The sequence below is a fragment of the Kribbella sp. NPDC050281 genome (assembly GCF_040655855.1).
Classification (GTDB): Bacteria; Actinomycetota; Actinomycetes; order Propionibacteriales; family Kribbellaceae; genus Kribbella.
The window spans coordinates 40,338-56,545 of sequence record NZ_JBFAKS010000007.1 but is presented as its reverse complement, the minus strand read 5'-3'; the positions used below and the strand labels follow the sequence as shown (position 1 = coordinate 56,545).

Annotated in this window: 15 protein-coding genes; 9 read left to right on the top strand and 6 right to left on the bottom strand. The window is 69.3% G+C overall.

What is annotated here, in order from left to right; genetic code table 11:
- Positions 1-30 precede the first annotated feature (30 nt).
- Complete coding sequence (locus tag AB0I34_RS09870) at positions 31-1,149, bottom strand: hypothetical protein (RefSeq protein ID WP_360442373.1); 1,119 nt, start codon at positions 1,147-1,149, stop codon at positions 31-33.
- An 80-nt stretch (positions 1,150-1,229) separates the two neighbouring features.
- Here AB0I34_RS09870 and AB0I34_RS09865 point away from each other — a divergent pair, with 80 nt between their 5' ends.
- The gene (locus tag AB0I34_RS09865) at positions 1,230-2,642 is read left to right on the top strand and encodes a serine/threonine-protein kinase (RefSeq protein WP_360442370.1); all 1,413 of its coding nucleotides are present in this window, start codon (positions 1,230-1,232) and stop codon (positions 2,640-2,642) included.
- Here AB0I34_RS09865 and AB0I34_RS09860 read toward each other — a convergent pair.
- On the bottom strand, positions 2,639-3,580 hold the full coding sequence (locus tag AB0I34_RS09860) for a hypothetical protein (protein WP_360442367.1): 942 nt from the start codon (positions 3,578-3,580) through the stop codon (positions 2,639-2,641). The genes AB0I34_RS09865 and AB0I34_RS09860 overlap by 4 nt on opposite strands.
- 132 nt (positions 3,581-3,712) lie before the next feature.
- Here AB0I34_RS09860 and AB0I34_RS09855 point away from each other — a divergent pair, with 132 nt between their 5' ends.
- Genes AB0I34_RS09855 through AB0I34_RS09840 form a run of 4 tightly spaced genes read left to right on the top strand, consistent with a single transcriptional unit; the run spans position 3,713 to position 7,884 of the window.
- A complete protein-coding gene (locus AB0I34_RS09855; RefSeq protein WP_360442364.1) occupies positions 3,713-5,047 on the top strand; it encodes a dipeptidase in 1,335 nt (444 codons plus the stop codon).
- A 43-nt stretch (positions 5,048-5,090) separates the two neighbouring features.
- Positions 5,091-6,215: an NAD(P) transhydrogenase subunit alpha gene (locus AB0I34_RS09850; protein WP_360442361.1), complete on the top strand. Its 1,125-nt coding sequence runs from the start codon at positions 5,091-5,093 to the stop codon at positions 6,213-6,215.
- Positions 6,212-6,517 (top strand): NAD(P) transhydrogenase subunit alpha, encoded by a 306-nt coding sequence (locus AB0I34_RS09845; RefSeq protein ID WP_360442358.1) that lies wholly within the window; start codon positions 6,212-6,214, stop codon positions 6,515-6,517. Before AB0I34_RS09850 ends, AB0I34_RS09845 begins: the two co-directional genes overlap by 4 nt.
- Positions 6,514-7,884, top strand: a complete 1,371-nt coding sequence (locus AB0I34_RS09840; protein WP_360442355.1) for an NAD(P)(+) transhydrogenase (Re/Si-specific) subunit beta — start codon at positions 6,514-6,516, stop codon at positions 7,882-7,884. The genes AB0I34_RS09845 and AB0I34_RS09840 overlap by 4 nt, the downstream gene beginning before the upstream one ends.
- A gap of 10 nt (positions 7,885-7,894) precedes the next feature.
- Here AB0I34_RS09840 and AB0I34_RS09835 read toward each other — a convergent pair whose 3' ends face one another.
- Positions 7,895-8,878, bottom strand: coding sequence for a LuxR C-terminal-related transcriptional regulator (locus AB0I34_RS09835; RefSeq protein ID WP_360442353.1), 984 nt, complete (start codon positions 8,876-8,878; stop codon positions 7,895-7,897).
- Between the two features lie 320 nt (positions 8,879-9,198).
- Here AB0I34_RS09835 and purF point away from each other — a divergent pair, with 320 nt between their 5' ends.
- Both purF and purM read left to right on the top strand, forming a co-directional pair.
- Complete coding sequence (gene purF, locus AB0I34_RS09830; RefSeq protein ID WP_360442350.1) at positions 9,199-10,761, top strand: amidophosphoribosyltransferase; 1,563 nt, start codon at positions 9,199-9,201, stop codon at positions 10,759-10,761.
- Between the two features lie 50 nt (positions 10,762-10,811).
- Positions 10,812-11,894 carry a phosphoribosylformylglycinamidine cyclo-ligase gene (gene purM, locus AB0I34_RS09825; RefSeq protein WP_360442347.1) on the top strand — a complete coding sequence of 361 codons (1,083 nt, stop codon included), beginning with the start codon at positions 10,812-10,814 and terminating at the stop codon, positions 11,892-11,894.
- Between the two features lie 176 nt (positions 11,895-12,070).
- Here purM and AB0I34_RS09820 read toward each other — a convergent pair whose 3' ends face one another.
- The 3 genes from AB0I34_RS09820 to AB0I34_RS09810 form a co-directional block, all read right to left on the bottom strand.
- Complete coding sequence (locus tag AB0I34_RS09820; RefSeq protein ID WP_131361552.1) at positions 12,071-12,256, bottom strand: DUF3073 domain-containing protein; 186 nt, start codon at positions 12,254-12,256, stop codon at positions 12,071-12,073.
- 205 nt (positions 12,257-12,461) lie between these two features.
- Entirely contained in the window at positions 12,462-13,268 is an 807-nt protein-coding gene (locus tag AB0I34_RS09815) for an ABC transporter permease (protein ID WP_360442344.1), read from the bottom strand.
- Positions 13,269-13,330: 62 nt separating this feature from the next.
- The gene (locus AB0I34_RS09810) at positions 13,331-14,218 is read right to left on the bottom strand and encodes an ABC transporter ATP-binding protein (RefSeq protein WP_360442341.1); all 888 of its coding nucleotides are present in this window, start codon (positions 14,216-14,218) and stop codon (positions 13,331-13,333) included.
- Between the two features lie 143 nt (positions 14,219-14,361).
- On the opposite strand from AB0I34_RS09810, the gene AB0I34_RS09805 reads away from it, so the two are divergent.
- Both AB0I34_RS09805 and AB0I34_RS09800 read left to right on the top strand, forming a co-directional pair.
- Positions 14,362-15,552, top strand: a complete 1,191-nt coding sequence (locus AB0I34_RS09805) for a histidine kinase (RefSeq protein ID WP_360442338.1) — start codon at positions 14,362-14,364, stop codon at positions 15,550-15,552.
- On the top strand, positions 15,549-16,205 hold the full coding sequence (locus AB0I34_RS09800; RefSeq protein WP_360442335.1) for a response regulator transcription factor: 657 nt from the start codon (positions 15,549-15,551) through the stop codon (positions 16,203-16,205). The genes AB0I34_RS09805 and AB0I34_RS09800 overlap by 4 nt, the downstream gene beginning before the upstream one ends.
- The last annotated feature ends 3 nt before the right edge of the window (positions 16,206-16,208 follow it).

Below are 16,208 nucleotides of genomic sequence, written 5' to 3'. Positions count from 1 at the left end.
ACGGCGCTCCTAACACGATGGACCCTGCTCTCATGATCCGAGCAACAGGGGTTCCGGGGACAAGGGTGTGGCCAGCTCGCACTGGCCGGTGCTGATCGTGCAGCGCACCACAGCGGAGCGGGACTGTGGTTCCTGCTGGTCGTGCCACTGCAGGAGGACGTGGTCGTCGTCCTCCGCGACCGCGGCGCGCAGGGACGGCGCGGTCCATTGCCGGAGCAGCCTGCCGGTCTTCCCATCCAGGACCGCGGCGCGCTTCTCGCCGTACGGCTCACCAGTGCCGGGCGGCAGGCCGACGACGTACGCGTTGCCCGGGCTGAACCGGTCGAGCCGGTACTCGCAGGTTCGCCAGCGTTGCAGCTGGCCGGCGACGTCCATGACGGCCGTGCACTGGCCGCTGTCGGTGAAGACGGTCATCCCGGCCGCCAGACTGCCGTCGGCCGTCATCGAGACGGGTGACGTGACCTTGGCCAGCTTGCGGACCGTCATCTTCTCGGTGTCCCAGCGGTACAGGTCCCAGGAGTCACCCGGCTTCGTGCCGCCGTGGAAGTACACGGCATGACCGACCACCGCCAGGACTGCGACATCGGTGAGCTTCGGTTGCCGCAGTACGTCGGCCGGCCCGGTGGTGTGCTCCTGGAAGTACAACGTGCCGCCGGACTGGTGGTCGGAGAACCGGCCACCCGAGGCGAAGGCGACATACTTGCCGTCGGCACTGGTCACCAGGGAGTCGACGCTCCGGATCTCGTTCACGACCTTGCCGGTGTAGTCCTGCACCATCAGGAAGCTGCTGGTGGCGGTCGCGACCTGCACGGTCATGGTGGTGTCCCACAGCCGCGCCACGGCGATGATCTCGTTCGTACCGGGCACGCGGACAGGACTGCCGACTCCACCCAGGACCGTGCGGCCGCGGACGTACGTCAGCTGCGGACTCCTGCCAGCCGGCAGGTTCGTCGCGTCGATCATCCCGTTGGTGGCGCTCTTCGCTGCGACGGGGGCGGTCTTCGCAGCGGCGGATGCGGACAAGGGAGCGGCAAGGGCGCCGGTCTGGTCCTGTGGTCCGCGCATGGTGGCCAGCAGCCCGCCGCCCACGACAGCAACCACCGCGATCGCGGCCGGCACCGCCACCAGCGACCGATTCCAGCTCGGCACCCGTCCCGTATCCATCCCCGTTGTGACGCGTCAAGACGTCCATTTGTTCGCTCCGCCGAGCGATCGAGCATAATGCGTGCATGGACCAGCCAGCGCGGATCGGCCGGTACGCCCTGGTCCGCCGGGTCGGTGCCGGTGGTTTCGCGACGGTTTGGCTGGCCCGGGACGAGCAACTGGACGCCGAGGTGGCGGTCAAGATCCTGTCCGACCTGTGGGTCGACGACGAGGACGTCCGCCGACGGTTCCTGGCCGAGGGACGCTTTCTGCGCAAGGTCGACTCGCGGTACGTCGTCGGGGTGCACGACATCGGTGAGGCCGAGGACGGACGCCCGTACATGGTCCTCACCTACGCCGACGGCGGGACGCTCGCGGACCGGATCAAGGCCGGTTCGCTCGAGCTCGGCGAAGCGGTCCGCGTCATCACCGAGGTCGGCAAGGGCCTCAAGCACCTGCACATGCGCGGCGTTCTGCATCGCGACGTGAAGCCGGCCAACGTGCTGTTCCGCACCGAGCCGGATGGTGCCCGCGCGATGCTCGGGGACCTCGGTCTGGGTAAAGCGGTTCAGGACGTGTCCCAGCTGACCATGCCCGGCGGCACTCCGGCGTACGTCGCGCCGGAGCAGGTGCGCGGCGAGCGGCTGGACCACCGGGCGGACCTCTACTCGCTCGGAGCGGTCGCGTACGCCGCCTTCACCGGCCAAGCGCCGCATGGTGTGGCGAGCCTCGGTGCGGTGATGCAGATCGAGTCACCGCCGCCGTCGATGACGACACTGCGCGCGGACGTCTCGGACGCGATCGACGTCGTCGTACGTCGTGCACTCGAGCCGGACCGGGACAAGCGGTGGCCGGATCTGGACAGCTTCCTCAACGCGTTGCGGGAGGCCCACGCCACCGGCAAGGTCCCGGTCGGACTGGTGCCGGCGGCCGAGATGCCGACGCCTGTGCCCAAGACGGCCGGTGGGGTCGACCAGGAGACCGCTCTGGTCAGTGCCAACGAGCCGACCGTCGCGGTTCCCCCGAAGCGGTCCGGCCGGTCCCGCGTGATCGCCACAGTGCTGGCCGTCGTACTGGCAGTCGGCGGCGGGTACGGCGGCTATCGGTACGTCTTGAGTCGCCCGGTGAAGGTGGAAGCCAACGGACTGTCGGTGGAGGTCCCGCGCGAGTGGTCCCAGAAGGCGCAGGCAGACACTCAGTTGCTGGTCGCCACCGACACCGCCGGATGGCAGACGGATACGAGCGTCGAGGGTGTCTACCTCGGTCTGGTGGCCTCGTCGACGCTGCCCACGAGCGCGACGGCGCCCGAGGGCTGTACGTCGCTGACTCCGGAAACGTCTGACACGACCGCCACCTTCAGGTACAGCTGCAACAACGTGCCGACCGTTGTGGAGCAGTACCGGAAGGTGAACGAGTCGACTCTGCTCCGCGTCCAGGTCCGTGAGGACAACCCGAAGAAGCGTCAGGCAGTGCTGGACTCCGCGGAGTACAAGCCTTAGGGGACCAGGGACGTCAGGGACGAGATCGAGGCCTTGTGCAGCCGGGGAATGACGTTGAGGGTGGCCGGGTCCGAGGCGTACAGGTATGAGCCGGACTCGTAGACCAGGTACGCCGTTCCGTTGTACTCGGTGATGCCCTCGGTCATGCTCGGCGCCCGGAAGCAGCTGAGTGCGGCCGCGTCCAGATCCTTCTGGCCGCGCTTCACGACGTACAGGTTGCTGCGGTTCCCGCGCCCGTACGACGTGCTGTAGATGAAGTGGCCGGCGGTGACCGTCAGGCCCTGCGTCTTGGTCGGCACCTCCCACGCGCCGGCCACCGTGGTCAGCGTTCCGTCGTCGGCGATCTTGTACTCGTACATGGTCCCGCGGCCGGTGTCGTTGAACGTCCCGGAGAACAGCGAGTCCCCGTAGCTGCCGATGAACGACGCGCCGGCCACGTCCCGCGCGGTCCCCACCTGCGCGAGGTACGGCGTACCCGCTGCCTTCAGGGCGTCCCGCAGCGAGGTCAGGCTGTACTTGCGGATGCTGCTGCCGGCGCCGGACACGAACGCCCAGCCCTTGCTGACGGTGATGCCGCCGACGTGCGACTCGGCGATCGCGACCACGCCGACGGTCGATCCGGTGGCCGGGTCGATGCCGTAGATCTGCGAGTCGGCGCCGGCGCGGTACGAGCCGACCAGCAGCAGGTTCTTGCCGGAGCCGTCCCAGTTGTACCAAGTGCCCGCGCCCTGTGGGGTGTAGGTGCTCAGGTTGGGGATGCTCGCGCTGTTGCTGAACCGGGCGTCGTACTTCTTCGACGCGGACGGGCCGTCGTAGAAGGTCGCGCCGCCGGTGGTGGCGGTGTCGCAGGTGATCGCTGCACTGGCGGGCAGTGCGGCGGTGAGTGCGGCCGCGGACGTGACGACGGCGGTCAGGATGGCGAGGGGGCGACGGGCCATGAGTGAAGTCCTCTTCGGTCGGGCGGAAACCTACGAGGACACCAGAGTATGACGGCAATCAGTAACATGGCCAGACAACGACCACAGCATTCCGGGCGGCGGGCCGGCGAACGGACGCCGTACGGTAGGCGCATGACCGATCTGTCCGCGGCGATCGACCGCGTTCTGCCCAGTGTCCGTGCCGACCTCGAGGACCTCATCCGGATCCCGTCGGTCAGCTACGAGCCCGCCCGCGCGGCCGACGTCCAGCGCTCCGCCGAGGCGACCGCGGCGCTGTTCGAGGCCGAGGGGTTCACGGTGAAGATCGTCCGGGCCGGCGACGGCGCGCCCGCGGTGATCGCGAAGAAGGCCGCGCCGGCCGGTAAGCCGACCGTGCTGCTGTACGCGCACCATGACGTCCAGCCGACCGGGCCGGTCGAGCAGTGGACCTCGGACCCGTTCGTGCCGACCGAGCGCGGCGACCGGCTGTACGGCCGGGGTGCGGCCGACGACAAGGCCGGCATCGCCGCGCACCTGGCCGCAGTACGGGCCTTCGGCAACGATCTGCCGGTGGGTGTGACCGTGTTCGTGGAGGGCGAGGAGGAGATCGGCTCGCCGACCCTGCTGCAGTTGCTCGACGAGTACTCCGAGGAGCTCGCCGCCGATGCGATCGTGATCGCCGACTCGGGCAACTGGGACGTCGGCCGGCCGGCGCTGACCGTGTCGCTGCGCGGCCTGGTCGAGGCGTACGTCGAGGTGCGGACGCTCGAGCACGCGGTCCACTCGGGGTTGTTCGGTGGGCCGATCCCGGACGCACTGTCGACGCTGTGCCGCCTGCTCGCCACCCTGCACGACGACAAGGGTGACGTCGCGGTGGACGGGCTGCACGCTTCGCGGGCGGCGGATGTGGACTATCCCGAAGCGCGGCTGCGCGCCGAGTCGAGTGTGCTGGACTCTGTCCGGCTGACCGGTTCGGGTTCGCTCGTCGACCGCCTGTGGACCCGGCCGTCGATCGCCGTACTGGGCATCGACGCGCCGTCCGTGGCGGAGGCCAGCAACACGCTGGTGCCGGTCGCGCGGGCCAAGGTGAGCCTGCGGGTCGCGCCGGGCGACGACGCGATCAAGGCAAGCGCGGCGCTGAAGGCGCACCTCGAGAACCACGCGCCGTGGGGTGCGCAGGTCACCGTCACCGAGGGACAGAACGGCCAGCCCTGCAGCGTGAACGCGCGCGGCGCCGGGTACGAAGCGGCCCGGTCCGCCTTCCAGACCGCGTGGGGTGTCGAGCCGATCGACATGGGCATGGGCGGGTCGATCCCGTTCATCGCGGAGTTCCAGCAGACCTTCCCGGAGGCCTCGATCCTGGTCACCGGCGTGGAGGATCCGGACACCCGCGCCCACGGCATCGACGAGGGCCTGCACCTCGCCGAGTTCACCAAGGTCTGCCTGGCCGAAGCCCTTCTCCTTCAGAACCTGGCGAACCAAGCGTGACCGGGCTTTCCGGCGACCCAGTGTTTGGCATAGGTTTCGGCGAGTGAAGATCGCAGTCGTACGGGAGACCAGACCGGCGGAGCGCCGGGTCGCGCTGGTGCCGGAACAAGTCGCGAAACTCATCGAGCTCGGCTACGAGGTGGCGGTCGAGCCGGCCGCCGGCGAACGGGCCCTGTACTCCGACGACCAGTACCGCGATGCCGGTGCCGAGGTCGCCTGGGGCGCCGACCACGCGGCCACCATCGTGACGTCGGTCCAGCCGTTGGAGCGGGAACGCCTGCAGCGGCTGCACGCCGGTACGGCGCTGATGTCGTTCCTGCCGACGAATCCACCGGATGTGGTCCGCACCGCAACCACGGCGAAGCTCACCGCGTTCGCGATGGAGCTCGTCCCGCGGATCTCGCGCGCCCAGTCGATGGACGCGCTGTCCTCCCAGGCGCTGGTCGCCGGGTACCGCGCCGCGATCGTGGCGGCCGAGCGGCTGCCACGATTCTTCCCGCTGAACATGACCGCGGCGGGCACCGTGCCGCCGGCCCAGGTCCTGGTCCTCGGCGCCGGCGTCGCCGGCCTGCAGGCCATCGCCACCGCCAAACGGCTCGGCGCCGTCGTCAGGGCGTACGACGTCCGGACCGCGGCCGCCGAGGAGATCGCCTCGATGGGCGCGCAGCCGATCGAGCTCGAGCTCGGCACCCTGGACGGCCCCGGCGGGTACGCCCGCGAGATGACGCCGGAACGGGCCCAGCTCCAGCGTGAGCTGCTGACCCCGTTCGTCGCCGCCGCGGACGCGCTGATCACGACCGCCGCCGTACCCGGGCGGACCGCGCCGATCCTGGTGTCGCGAGCGATGGTCGAGCAGATGAAGCCCGGTTCCGTCGTCGTCGACCTGGCCTCCGAGCAGGGCGGCAACGTCGAGGGCTCGGTGGCCGGCACCGAGCTCACCATCGGCAACGCGCTGGTCTGGGGCGGCGCGAACGTCGCCAGCCAGATGGCCGGACCGGCCAGCCGGCTCTACGGTCAGAACATCGCGAACCTGATCCGCCTGATGACCCGGAACGCCTCGTTCGATCCGGACTTCAACGACGAGATCGTCCGCGGCTGCTGCGTCACCCACGACGGCAGCGTGCTCCACGAGCCGACCCGCGAGCTCCTGAAAGGACAGTCCCTGTGACCGAGTCCATCGCGCTGCTGACGATCTTCGTCCTTGCGGCGTTCGTCGGGGTCGAGGTGATCAGCAAGGTCTCGTCGACCCTGCACACCCCGCTGATGTCCGGCGCGAACGCCATCCACGGCGTCATCCTGGTCGGCGCCATCATCGTCACCGGGCAGGCCGACTCCGCGATCGTGGTGGTCGTCGGGCTCGTGGCCGTCGTCCTCGCGACCGTCAACATGGTCGGCGGATTCGTGGTCACCGACCGGATGCTGCAGATGTTCAAAGGCCCGGGGGCACGCAAGAAGGAGCTGCGCAAGTGATCCCCACCTGGGCCCAGATCGGTTACCTGGTCGCCGCGGTCTGCTTCATCATCGCCCTGAAGGCGCTGTCGTCGCCCCGCAGCGCCCGGGCCGGCAACCTGCTCGGTGCCGCCGGGGCGGTGCTCGCCGTCATCATCACCTTCGTCGCCTACAAGCCCGATCACCTGACGCCGATCCTGATCGCGCTGGCGGCCGGCACCGTCGTCGGTGTGGTCGGGTCGCGCCGGGTGCAGATGACGCACATGCCGCAGCTCGTTGCCCTCTTCAACGGTGTCGGCGGTGGCGCGGCCGCGCTGGTCGCGTTGATAGAGCTCGGCGAGGTCAGCGACGACGCGACGGTGGCCGCGATCGCGACCGCGTTCACCATCCTGGTCGGTGCGGTCAGCTTCTCCGGCTCGATCGTGACGTTCGCCAAACTGCAGGAACTGATGACCACCCGGCCGGTGACGTTCCCCGGTCTGCCGGTGCTCTTCATCGCCTCGATCATCGGCGGGATCGCGCTGGCCGGCTGGCTCGTCTCCGATCCGCGCGTGTGGGTCGGCGTACTGCTCTGCCTGGTCGGTCTCGCGGTCGGCGTGATGCTGGTGCTGCCCGTAGGCGGTGCCGACGTACCGATCGTCATCTCGCTGCTGAACGCCTTCACCGGCCTCACCGTGGCCGCGGGCGGTTACGTGCTCGGCAACACCCTGCTGCTGGTGGCCGGCACGCTCGTCGGCGCCGCCGGTACGTTGCTGACCAAGCTGATGGCGGACGCGATGGGCCGGTCCGTCTTCAACATCCTCTTCGGTGCCGTCCGCGGTGGTTCGACTCTGGGCGGCGGTACGGCGTCCGAGCGGCCGGTGATCTCCGGTGGCGCGGAAGATGTCGCCATCCTGCTCGGGTACGCGAACAAGGTCATCATCGTGCCCGGGTACGGGCTGGCCGTGGCGCAGGCGCAGCACACGCTGCGTGACCTGGTCGACGAGCTCCAGAGCCGCGGTGTGAAGGTCGACTACGCGATCCATCCGGTCGCCGGCCGGATGCCCGGCCACATGAACGTGCTGCTGGCCGAGGCCCAGGTGCCGTACGACCAGTTGCGCGAGATGGACGACATCAACGGCGACTTCAAGTCGACGGACGTCGTCCTGGTGGTCGGCGCCAACGACGTCGTCAACCCCGCCGCCCGGAACATGCCCAGCGCCCCGATCTACGGGATGCCGATCCTGAACGCCGACGAGGCGCAGCGGGTGATCTTCCTCAAGCGCTCCATGCGTCCGGGATTCGCCGGTATCGAGAACGAACTCCTCTACGACCCCCGGACGACCCTGCTGTTCGGCGACGCCCGCGAATCCCTCACCAAGCTTCTGGCCGCACTGAAGAGCGTCTGACCGGAGGCGGTCAGACCCAGCCGCGCTTCGCTGCCGCCACGCCCAGCTCGAAGCGGCTGGCGGCATTGAGGCGCTCCGACAGGGTCGCGGTGATTCGCCGGGCCGTCCGCAACGAGATGCCCAGCAGACGCGCGACCTGTTCGTCCTTCGCGCCGCCCGCGAGCAGCCGCAGTACTTCGGCCTCGTGGGGCGTCAGGGGCGCGTTGTCCTCCCGGTCGTCCGCGTCGAAGAGCTCGGTGGCGCGGGCCCAGTAGGAGTCGAACAAGGCGAGCGCGACCGAGACCACGGCGGGGCTGCGGTGAATGACCGCGCCGACGGTCGGGTTCTCCGGGTCCATCGGCATGACCGCGATCTCCTGGTCGAAGATCAGCAGCCGCAGCGGCAGCGTGGGCGTCGCCCGGATCTCGCCGCCGAGCTGATGCATGGCCGCGGCGTAGTCCAGCGCCTGCTTGGACGAGGTGATGCTCTGGAGATAGACGGTCCGCATCCGTAGCCCGCGCTCGAGCAACGGAACATCCGGCGACTTGTCGATCGGGTGGGTGACGTCGTCGATGTGCGCGGGCACCAGGCCCCACAGTGTGTCCTTGGCCTTCAGGCCCAGCTCTTCGATCCGCCGGGAGGCGTTCGCCCGGCCGTTGAGCACCTCGACGTCCCCACTGCTGCGGGCGGTCAGGAGCTCGTTGTACTGCTCTGCCAGCACCTCGGCCGAGGCTTCGGCTTCCTTGAGCTCGCCGAGCATCTTGTTCAACTCGGTCCGCCGCCGCTCGGCCAGGCCGGTCAGACCGACCCGCGGGTGCACCGCGTGCTCACCGTCGGGGTTCGTCCAGGTCGGGACGAGCAGCTCCAGCTTCCGGAGCTTCTCCATCAGCTCGTGAACCTCGGTCACCGGCCTTTTTACTAGCGCGGCAATGTTCTCGGGCGTACTGTCTGGGTGGCTGAGAAGGGCGTGATAAACCGCGAAGGTGGCTTCATCAACACCCAGCGGCTCGAGCACGTCCTCCTCCTTCTCAGTCTTGTCGGAACCGACCATATACAGAGCGCGTCGACACAGAGCACTCCTCAGCCGGTCACGGCTCATTTTCGAAGGGACAGATGTGTGATCAGGAAATTGCTCATTGTAGTTGGTGTCGCCGCGGTGCTGACATTGGGCGGCGCCCCACTGACCGCGTCGGCGGTCGGAGGCAGTGAACCGGGCTGTATCCCGGTGCTCTGCTGGTGACCGTAGCTTTCCACTGAGTAGTCGTAGGACGGGCTCCCTGTGCCCGGCCATCGGATCGGGCCAGGGCACCCCGTGACGTCCCGTAGACTGACGCCGTGGCTCGTGGCGATGGTCGGCTAACCCATGACCTTGACCCGCAGGACCTGGGACCGCAGGACGCGTGTGGCGTCTTCGGGGTCTGGGCACCGGGGGAAGAGGTTGCCAAACTCACCTACTTCGGGCTCTACGCCTTGCAGCATCGAGGGCAGGAGTCGGCTGGCATCGCGGTCAGCAACGGAAGCCAGATTCTGGTCTACAAGGACATGGGTCTGGTCAGTCAGGCGTTCGACGAGGCGACCCTCGCGTCGCTGCGCGGACACATAGCGATCGGCCACTGCCGGTACTCGACGACCGGGTCCAGTGTCTGGGCCAACGCGCAGCCGACGTTCCGGTCGACCGCGACCGGGTCGATCGCGCTCGGGCACAACGGGAACCTGACCAACACCGGTGAGCTGGCCGAGAGCCTGAACGGCGGCGGCGACCTCGATCTCGGCCTGGACGCCGACGTCGAGCACGCCAAGGCGAACGCGAAGCACGGCGCCTCCTCCGACACCGACATCCTCACCTCGATGCTCGCCGGGTATCCGGACCTGACCATCGAGCAGGCGGCCGCGAAGGTGCTGCCGAAGGTCAAGGGCGCTTACAGCCTGATCTTCATGGACGAGAACACCCTGTACGCCGCTCGCGACCCGCAGGGCATCCGCCCGCTGGTGCTGGGCCGGCTGGAGCGCGGCTGGGTGATCGCCAGCGAGACCGCTGCCCTCGACATCGTCGGTGCCTCGTTCATCCGCGAGGTGGAGCCGGGCGAGATCGTCGCGGTCGACGCCGACGGCCTGCGCTCGACCCGGTTCGCCGAGCCGGACCCGAAGGGCTGCCTGTTCGAGTTCGTCTACCTGGCCCGCCCGGACACCCAGATCTCCGGCCGGCGGATCTACTCCACCCGCGTCGAGATCGGCCGCCGGCTGGCCGGCGAGCACCCGGCCGACGCCGACCTGGTCATCGCCACGCCCGAGTCCGGGACGCCCGGCGCGATCGGGTACGCCGAAGCGTCCGGCATCCCGTACGGATCGGGCCTGGTCAAGAACGCGTACGTCGGCCGCACGTTCATCCAGCCCAGCCAGACGATCCGCCAACTGGGGATCCGGCTGAAGCTGAACCCGCTGCGCGAGGTGATCGAGGGCAAGCGGCTGGTCGTGGTCGACGACACGATCGTGCGCGGCAACACCCAGCGCGCGGTGATCCGGATGCTGCGCGAGGCCGGCGCGAAGGAGATCCACGTCCGGATCACGGCGCCGCCGGTCAAGTGGCCGTGCTTCTACGGCATCGACTTCGCCAGCCGCGCCGAACTGATCGCGAACGGGCTGAACACCGAGGAGATCTGCCGCTCGCTCGGCGCCGACTCGCTCGGCTACATCAGCCTGGACGGCCTGATCGCGGCGACCACAGTGCCGAAGGACAAGCTCTGCCGCGCATGCTTCGACGGGGTCTACCCGGTCGCGCTGCCGGATCCGGAGCAGCTCGGCAAGCACCTGCTGGAGCTGCCGGTGTCCACCGACGTCGACGGCCTGGCCACGGTCTCCGGTGGCGCCGGTGCCGCCGACGCCCTGAGCCGTCCGTAGCCAGATCAGCCCGGCGTACGTCGTACCGCCGGAGTATCGAGGAGATGAACGTGAGCGAAGGCGCGAGCTACGCCGCTGCCGGAGTCGACATCGAGGCCGGTGACCGGGCCGTCGAGCTGATGAAGGAATGGGTGGCGAAGGCGACCCGCCCGGAGGTGGTCGGTGGGCTCGGCGGGTTCGCCGGGCTGTTCGACGCGACCGCGCTCACGTCGTACCGGCGGCCGCTGCTGGCGACCTCGACGGACGGGATCGGGACCAAGGTCGCGATCGCGCAGAAGCTGGACAAGCACGACACGATCGGGTTCGACCTGGTCGGGATGGTCGTCGACGACCTGGTCGTCTGCGGCGCCGAACCGCTGTTCATGACCGACTACATCTGCACCGGCAAGGTGGTCCCGGAGACGATCGCGCAGATCGTGAAGGGCATCGCCGAGGCGTGCGTGGAGGCCGGTACGGCGCTCGTCGGCGGCGAGACCGCCGAACACCCGGGCCTGCTCGAGCCGGACGAGTACGACGTGGCCGGTGCCTCGACCGGTGTGGTCGAGGCCGACGAGGTGCTCGGTGCGGAGCGAGTCCGCGCGGGCGACGTCGTCGTGGCGATGGCCTCCTCCGGCCTGCACTCGAACGGGTACTCCCTGGTCCGTCACGTCTTCTTCAACCGCGCTCGCTGGACGCTGGACCGGGTCGTGCCGGAGCTGGGTACGACGCTGGGCGAGGTGCTGCTGACTCCGACCAGGGTGTACGCGAAGCACTGCCTGGAGCTGATCGCGGAGCTGAACGGCGACGTCGAGGGTGACGCCAAGCCGCTGCACGCGATGTCGCACATCACCGGCGGTGGGTTCGCGGCGAACCTGGCCCGGGTCATCCCCGACGATCTCTCGGTCCGGATCGACCGGTCGACCTGGGCGCCGGCGCCGATCTTCGGCCTGGTCGGGCTGCTCGGCGACGTCGCGCTGCCCGAACTGGAGAAGACGCTGAACATGGGTGCAGGCATGGTCGCCGTACTCGACCCGTCGTCCGCTGACGCCGCGATCGCCGAGCTGGCGTCCCGCGACATCCCGGCCTGGGTCTGCGGCGAGGTCACCGCGACGCCCGGTGGCACGGTCGCCCTGGAAGGCACCTACGCCAAGTAGGGACCCGCGCAGGTAGCTCTCAGGCCGTGCCTGCCCAGGCGCCGCCCGCTCGAGCAACCGATTTCTGGGCAGGCTCGACCGCTCCGGGTGGTGCTGGTGTGGTGGAACACGTCGGGCGCACGGTCAGCCTGCTCAGCACCCGAGGGCACTGAGCAGGTCAGCCGAGCTGTCGTTGCTTACCGACGGGGGTGGTATTCGTCGGCGTCGTAATCGTCGCCGTCGTTGTCGCCGTTCGCAGAACGGTCGCCACCCTGGTCACCGGACAGCTCTTTCTTGAGCTGGTCCAAGTCGGTGTCCCAGGTGCGGTACTTCAGGTCGCGAGCGACCTTCGTCTGCTTGGCCTTTGCACGGCCGCGCCCCATAGCGTCGACCCCCTCGCACAAGTCAACCGGGTACGCAGCGTGGCGCCCACGGATCAGTCGTCAGTAATCGTGCTTCTAGGTTACCCGGACCCGGGGATCGACACACGCACCGCCCCCTGGCTGAACCGCCGAAGAGGTCCGATCACCCCGTCGGCGGGGTGGGCCGGTCCCCTCAAACCGGCCCACCCCACCGCGTCGGACCCCGTTACTTGACCTCGCGACGTGAGCTTGCCCACAGTCCGACGATGGTCGGGACAACGATCCAGACCGCGATCGAGGTCAGTGTCTCGGGCACCATGCCGTGTAGGTCGCGGTCCGCGATCCGGCCGAAGGCGCCGAACACGTCCAGCCAGTTCGCGTTGTCCTTGAACAGGGCCGGGCCGGCCAGCGACCAGGCGGTCGGGGCGATGAAGTAGACCAGAATCGCGACCGCGGTCTGGGCGATCACGGCGCCGAAGGCGGCGGCCATCACCACGTTGAGCGCATTGGTCAGGTACGCGCCGGCCAGTGCTCCGCCGAGCCCGGTGTACGACGAGCCGTCGCCGCCGACCGCGCCACCGAGCGCTGTACCCGCCAGCGCCAGCAGGTTGGTCACGGTCAGTACCACGATGCTGATGATGAGCGCGGAGACGAATTTGGCGATCTGCACCCGAACCCGCCGGGGCGACAGCGTGAAGGTGGTCAGCGCGGTGCGCTGCGTCCATTCGCTCGTCATCGCCATCACGCCGATGACCGGCAGCAACAGCATCACGCCGGTGGAGGCCGCACTGAGGAATCCGTCGACGGTGGCCGGCCCCTGCGGCAGGTGGGTCAGTTGCCAGCCGATCGCGATGACTGCCAGCGCCAGGATCGCGCCGATCAGCAACTTGCCGCTGCGGGTGTCCACGGACTTGCGCAGTTCGATGCCGACGAGTTTCAGGAAGGACTGCCCGCGGACGGGCGGAAGACTGGTCGTCGCCTCGGCCCGGTGCTTCGCCGGGGTGGTGGGCGCGACGTCGGTCACGGTGGTCATGGCTATGAGCTCCAAACTCGGTGCTTGATGCTGAACTCGCTCTGCTCGTTCAGGAGAAGTGGTCAGGCCGCTTCGGCGGCCGGAGTGGTGAGCTGGAAGAACAGGTCCTCCAGGCCGGCGCCGTCGCTCTGGCGCAGTTCGAGCAGGATCTGGCCTGCGGCCGCGGCGGCCCGGCCGACCTGCTCGGCGGTGGCGTCGACGCGCAGCGCGCCGTCGTGCAGCGGCTCCAGCCGCAGACCGGCCGCGGTCAGGGCCTCGTTCAGGCCGATCGGGTCGAGGCCGCGGACGAGCGTGCCGCTGCCGGCCAGCAGTTCTTCCAGCGAGCCGTTGGCAACGATCCGGCCGCCGCCGATCACGACCAGCCGGTCGACGGTCGCCTGGACCTCGCCCAGCAGGTGGCTGGACAGGATCACCGTGCCGCCGCGGGACGCGAAGTCCTGGAGCAGTCCACGCATCCACCGGATGCCCTCCGGGTCCATCCCGTTGGCCGGCTCGTCCAGGATCAGTACGGCGGGATCGCCCAGCAGCGCACTCGCGATACCGAGTCGCTGCCGCATGCCCAGGGAGTACTGCCCGACCCGGCGTTTGGCGGCGTGGCTGAGGCCGACGGCCTCGAGCATCTCGTCCACGCGCGTCTTCGGCACTCCGAGCAGGCTGGCGTTGAGCAGGAGCGTCTCCCGTCCACTCCGGCCCGCGTGCTGCGCGGCGGCGTCCAGCATGACCCCGACGACCCGGCCCGGGTTCGGCAGGTCGGCGTACTTCTTGCCGTTGATGGTCGCGGTGCCTGACGAAGGCGGCGTGAGGCCGGTCAGCATCCGGAGTGTGGTGGACTTGCCGGCGCCGTTCGGGCCGAGGAAGCCGGTGATGCTTCCCGGCTGGACGGTGAAGGACACGTCCTGGACGGCAGTGGTGCTGCCGTACCGCTTGGTCAGGTTCTCGACGGTGATCATGACGTCGAGTCAACCGTCACCGACCCCCGCGGCACATCGGACGACAGGCTCGACCAACCCCCTACGAAAGTCTCTCGGGGACATCCCCGACCCCCACCTGATGGGGGACGAGACGGCGTACTCCGGGCAACTACGCTGACAGAATGCGACGGTTGCGCCGGTGGTACGCCTGGTGGGTCAGGCATGCCCCGCGCCTGCGCGACTTCCTGTACGTCGGCTTCGGCCTGCTCACGATCGTTCTCCAGGCGGCCTCCGGTGACGGCGGTTGGGACATCAAGGACTGGTACGTCCTGGGCGCCGGGACGGTGGCGTCGGTCGCGCTGTTCTGGCGCAGGCGGTTCCCGGCGACCGTCACGGCGATCGGCGTGCTCTCGATGCTGACGGCGGGCGTCCTGGTCCCGATGGGCCTCGCCCTGCTGACGCTCTCGATCCGCCGCCGCGACTTCGTCCTCGCGATCCTCGGCGTCGCGGGGTACGCCGCCTACATCCTCAACACCTGGAGTGAGGGCGGCGGATTCTGGGTGTCGGTCTTCAGCGGACCGTTCCTGATCGGGAGCTGGATCGCGGCCGGCGCCTACATCGGCGCCCGCCGGGATCTGATGGTGTCGTTGCGAGATCGTGCCGAGCGTGCCGAGGCGGAGCGCGAGTTGCGCAGTGAGCAGGCGCGGCTGGGCGAGCGGGCCCGGATCGCCCAGGAGATGCACGACGTGCTGGCACACAAGGTGTCGCTCATCGCCCTGCACGCCGGCGGCCTCGAGGTGAACCCGGCCGTCGGCCCGGACAAGGTCGAGGGGTCGGCCCGGTTGATCCGGGAGACCGCGCGGCAGGCGATGGAGGATCTCCGCGAGGTTCTCGGCGTACTGCGTTCCGACGTCAGCGTCGACGGGGCCGACCTGACTCCGGTGCCGCGGGCCGCGGACCTGGAGCGCCTCGTGACGGCGTCGCGGGATGCGGGCGTGAGTGTGGCGGGCGAGTTCACGCTGCCGGACGACGTACCGGTGTCGATCGGACGGACGGTCTACCGCGTGGTCCAGGAGTCGCTGACCAACGTGCACAAGCACGCCCGGGGTGCGTCGACCGAGGTCCTCGTGTACGGCGACCGCGGCGACGGGGTGACCGTGAGGGTGACGAACGTGCGTCCGGTGGCTGCTGGTTCACTGCTCCCGGGCGCCGGTGCCGGACTGGTAGGGCTGCGTGAGCGGGTCCAGCTGGCCGGTGGGCGGCTGTCGACGGGACCGACGCCCGAAGGCGGCTGGCGGGTCGAGGGCTGGCTGCCCTGGCCGGACAACCGGGAGAGTGCCGAGCCTGTGCATGTGGACGAAGGGGAACGATGACGCGGCTGCTGATCGTGGACGACGAGGCGCTGGTCCGGGCCGGACTGAAGATGATCCTGGAGTCGGACGACGAGCTCGAGGTGGTCGCCGAGGCCGAGGACGGTGCGGACGCCGCGCGGATGGTGAAGGAGAACCGGCCGGACGTCGTACTGATGGACATCCGGATGCCGCGGCTGGACGGACTGGCCGCCACCCGCGAGGTCCAGGCGTTGCCGGATCCGCCGAAGATCGTCGTACTGACGACGTTCGACCTGGACGACTATGTGTTCCGGGCGCTGCAGGCCGGGGCGAGCGGGTTCCTGCTGAAGGACACTCCGCCGCGCGAGCTGGTGCAGGCGATCAAGGTGGTGGCGGCCGGGGACGCGATGCTGTCGCCGGCGGTGACCCGGCGGCTGATCGGGCACTTCGCCGCCGACCCACGGGCGGACCGCCGGCGGGCGGCGAAGGAGCGGATCGCCAAGCTAACCGATCGCGAGCGCGAGGTGCTGGTCGAGGTCGGCCGCGGCCTGCAGAACTCCGACATCGGCAGGACGCTGTTCATGAGTGAGGCGACGGTCAAGGCACACGTGTCGCGGGCGCTGGTGAAGCTGGACGCCACCAACCGGGTCCAGGTCGCGATCCTCGCCTACGAGGCCGGTCTGCTGGACGGATAGAGA

Coding starts and splice junctions, on each gene's coding strand:
- AB0I34_RS09865 (WP_360442370.1), top strand. CDS start 1,230: ATGGACCAGCCAGCGCGGATCGGCCGGTACGCCCTGGTCCGCCGGGTC.
- AB0I34_RS09860 (WP_360442367.1), bottom strand. CDS start 3,580: ATGGCCCGTCGCCCCCTCGCCATCCTGACCGCCGTCGTCACGTCCGCG.
- AB0I34_RS09855 (WP_360442364.1), top strand. CDS start 3,713: ATGACCGATCTGTCCGCGGCGATCGACCGCGTTCTGCCCAGTGTCCGT.
- AB0I34_RS09820 (WP_131361552.1), bottom strand. CDS start 12,256: ATGGGGCGCGGCCGTGCAAAGGCCAAGCAGACGAAGGTCGCTCGCGAC.
- AB0I34_RS09815 (WP_360442344.1), bottom strand. CDS start 13,268: ATGACCACCGTGACCGACGTCGCGCCCACCACCCCGGCGAAGCACCGG.
- AB0I34_RS09810 (WP_360442341.1), bottom strand. CDS start 14,218: ATGATCACCGTCGAGAACCTGACCAAGCGGTACGGCAGCACCACTGCC.
- AB0I34_RS09805 (WP_360442338.1), top strand. CDS start 14,362: ATGCGACGGTTGCGCCGGTGGTACGCCTGGTGGGTCAGGCATGCCCCG.
- AB0I34_RS09800 (WP_360442335.1), top strand. CDS start 15,549: ATGACGCGGCTGCTGATCGTGGACGACGAGGCGCTGGTCCGGGCCGGA.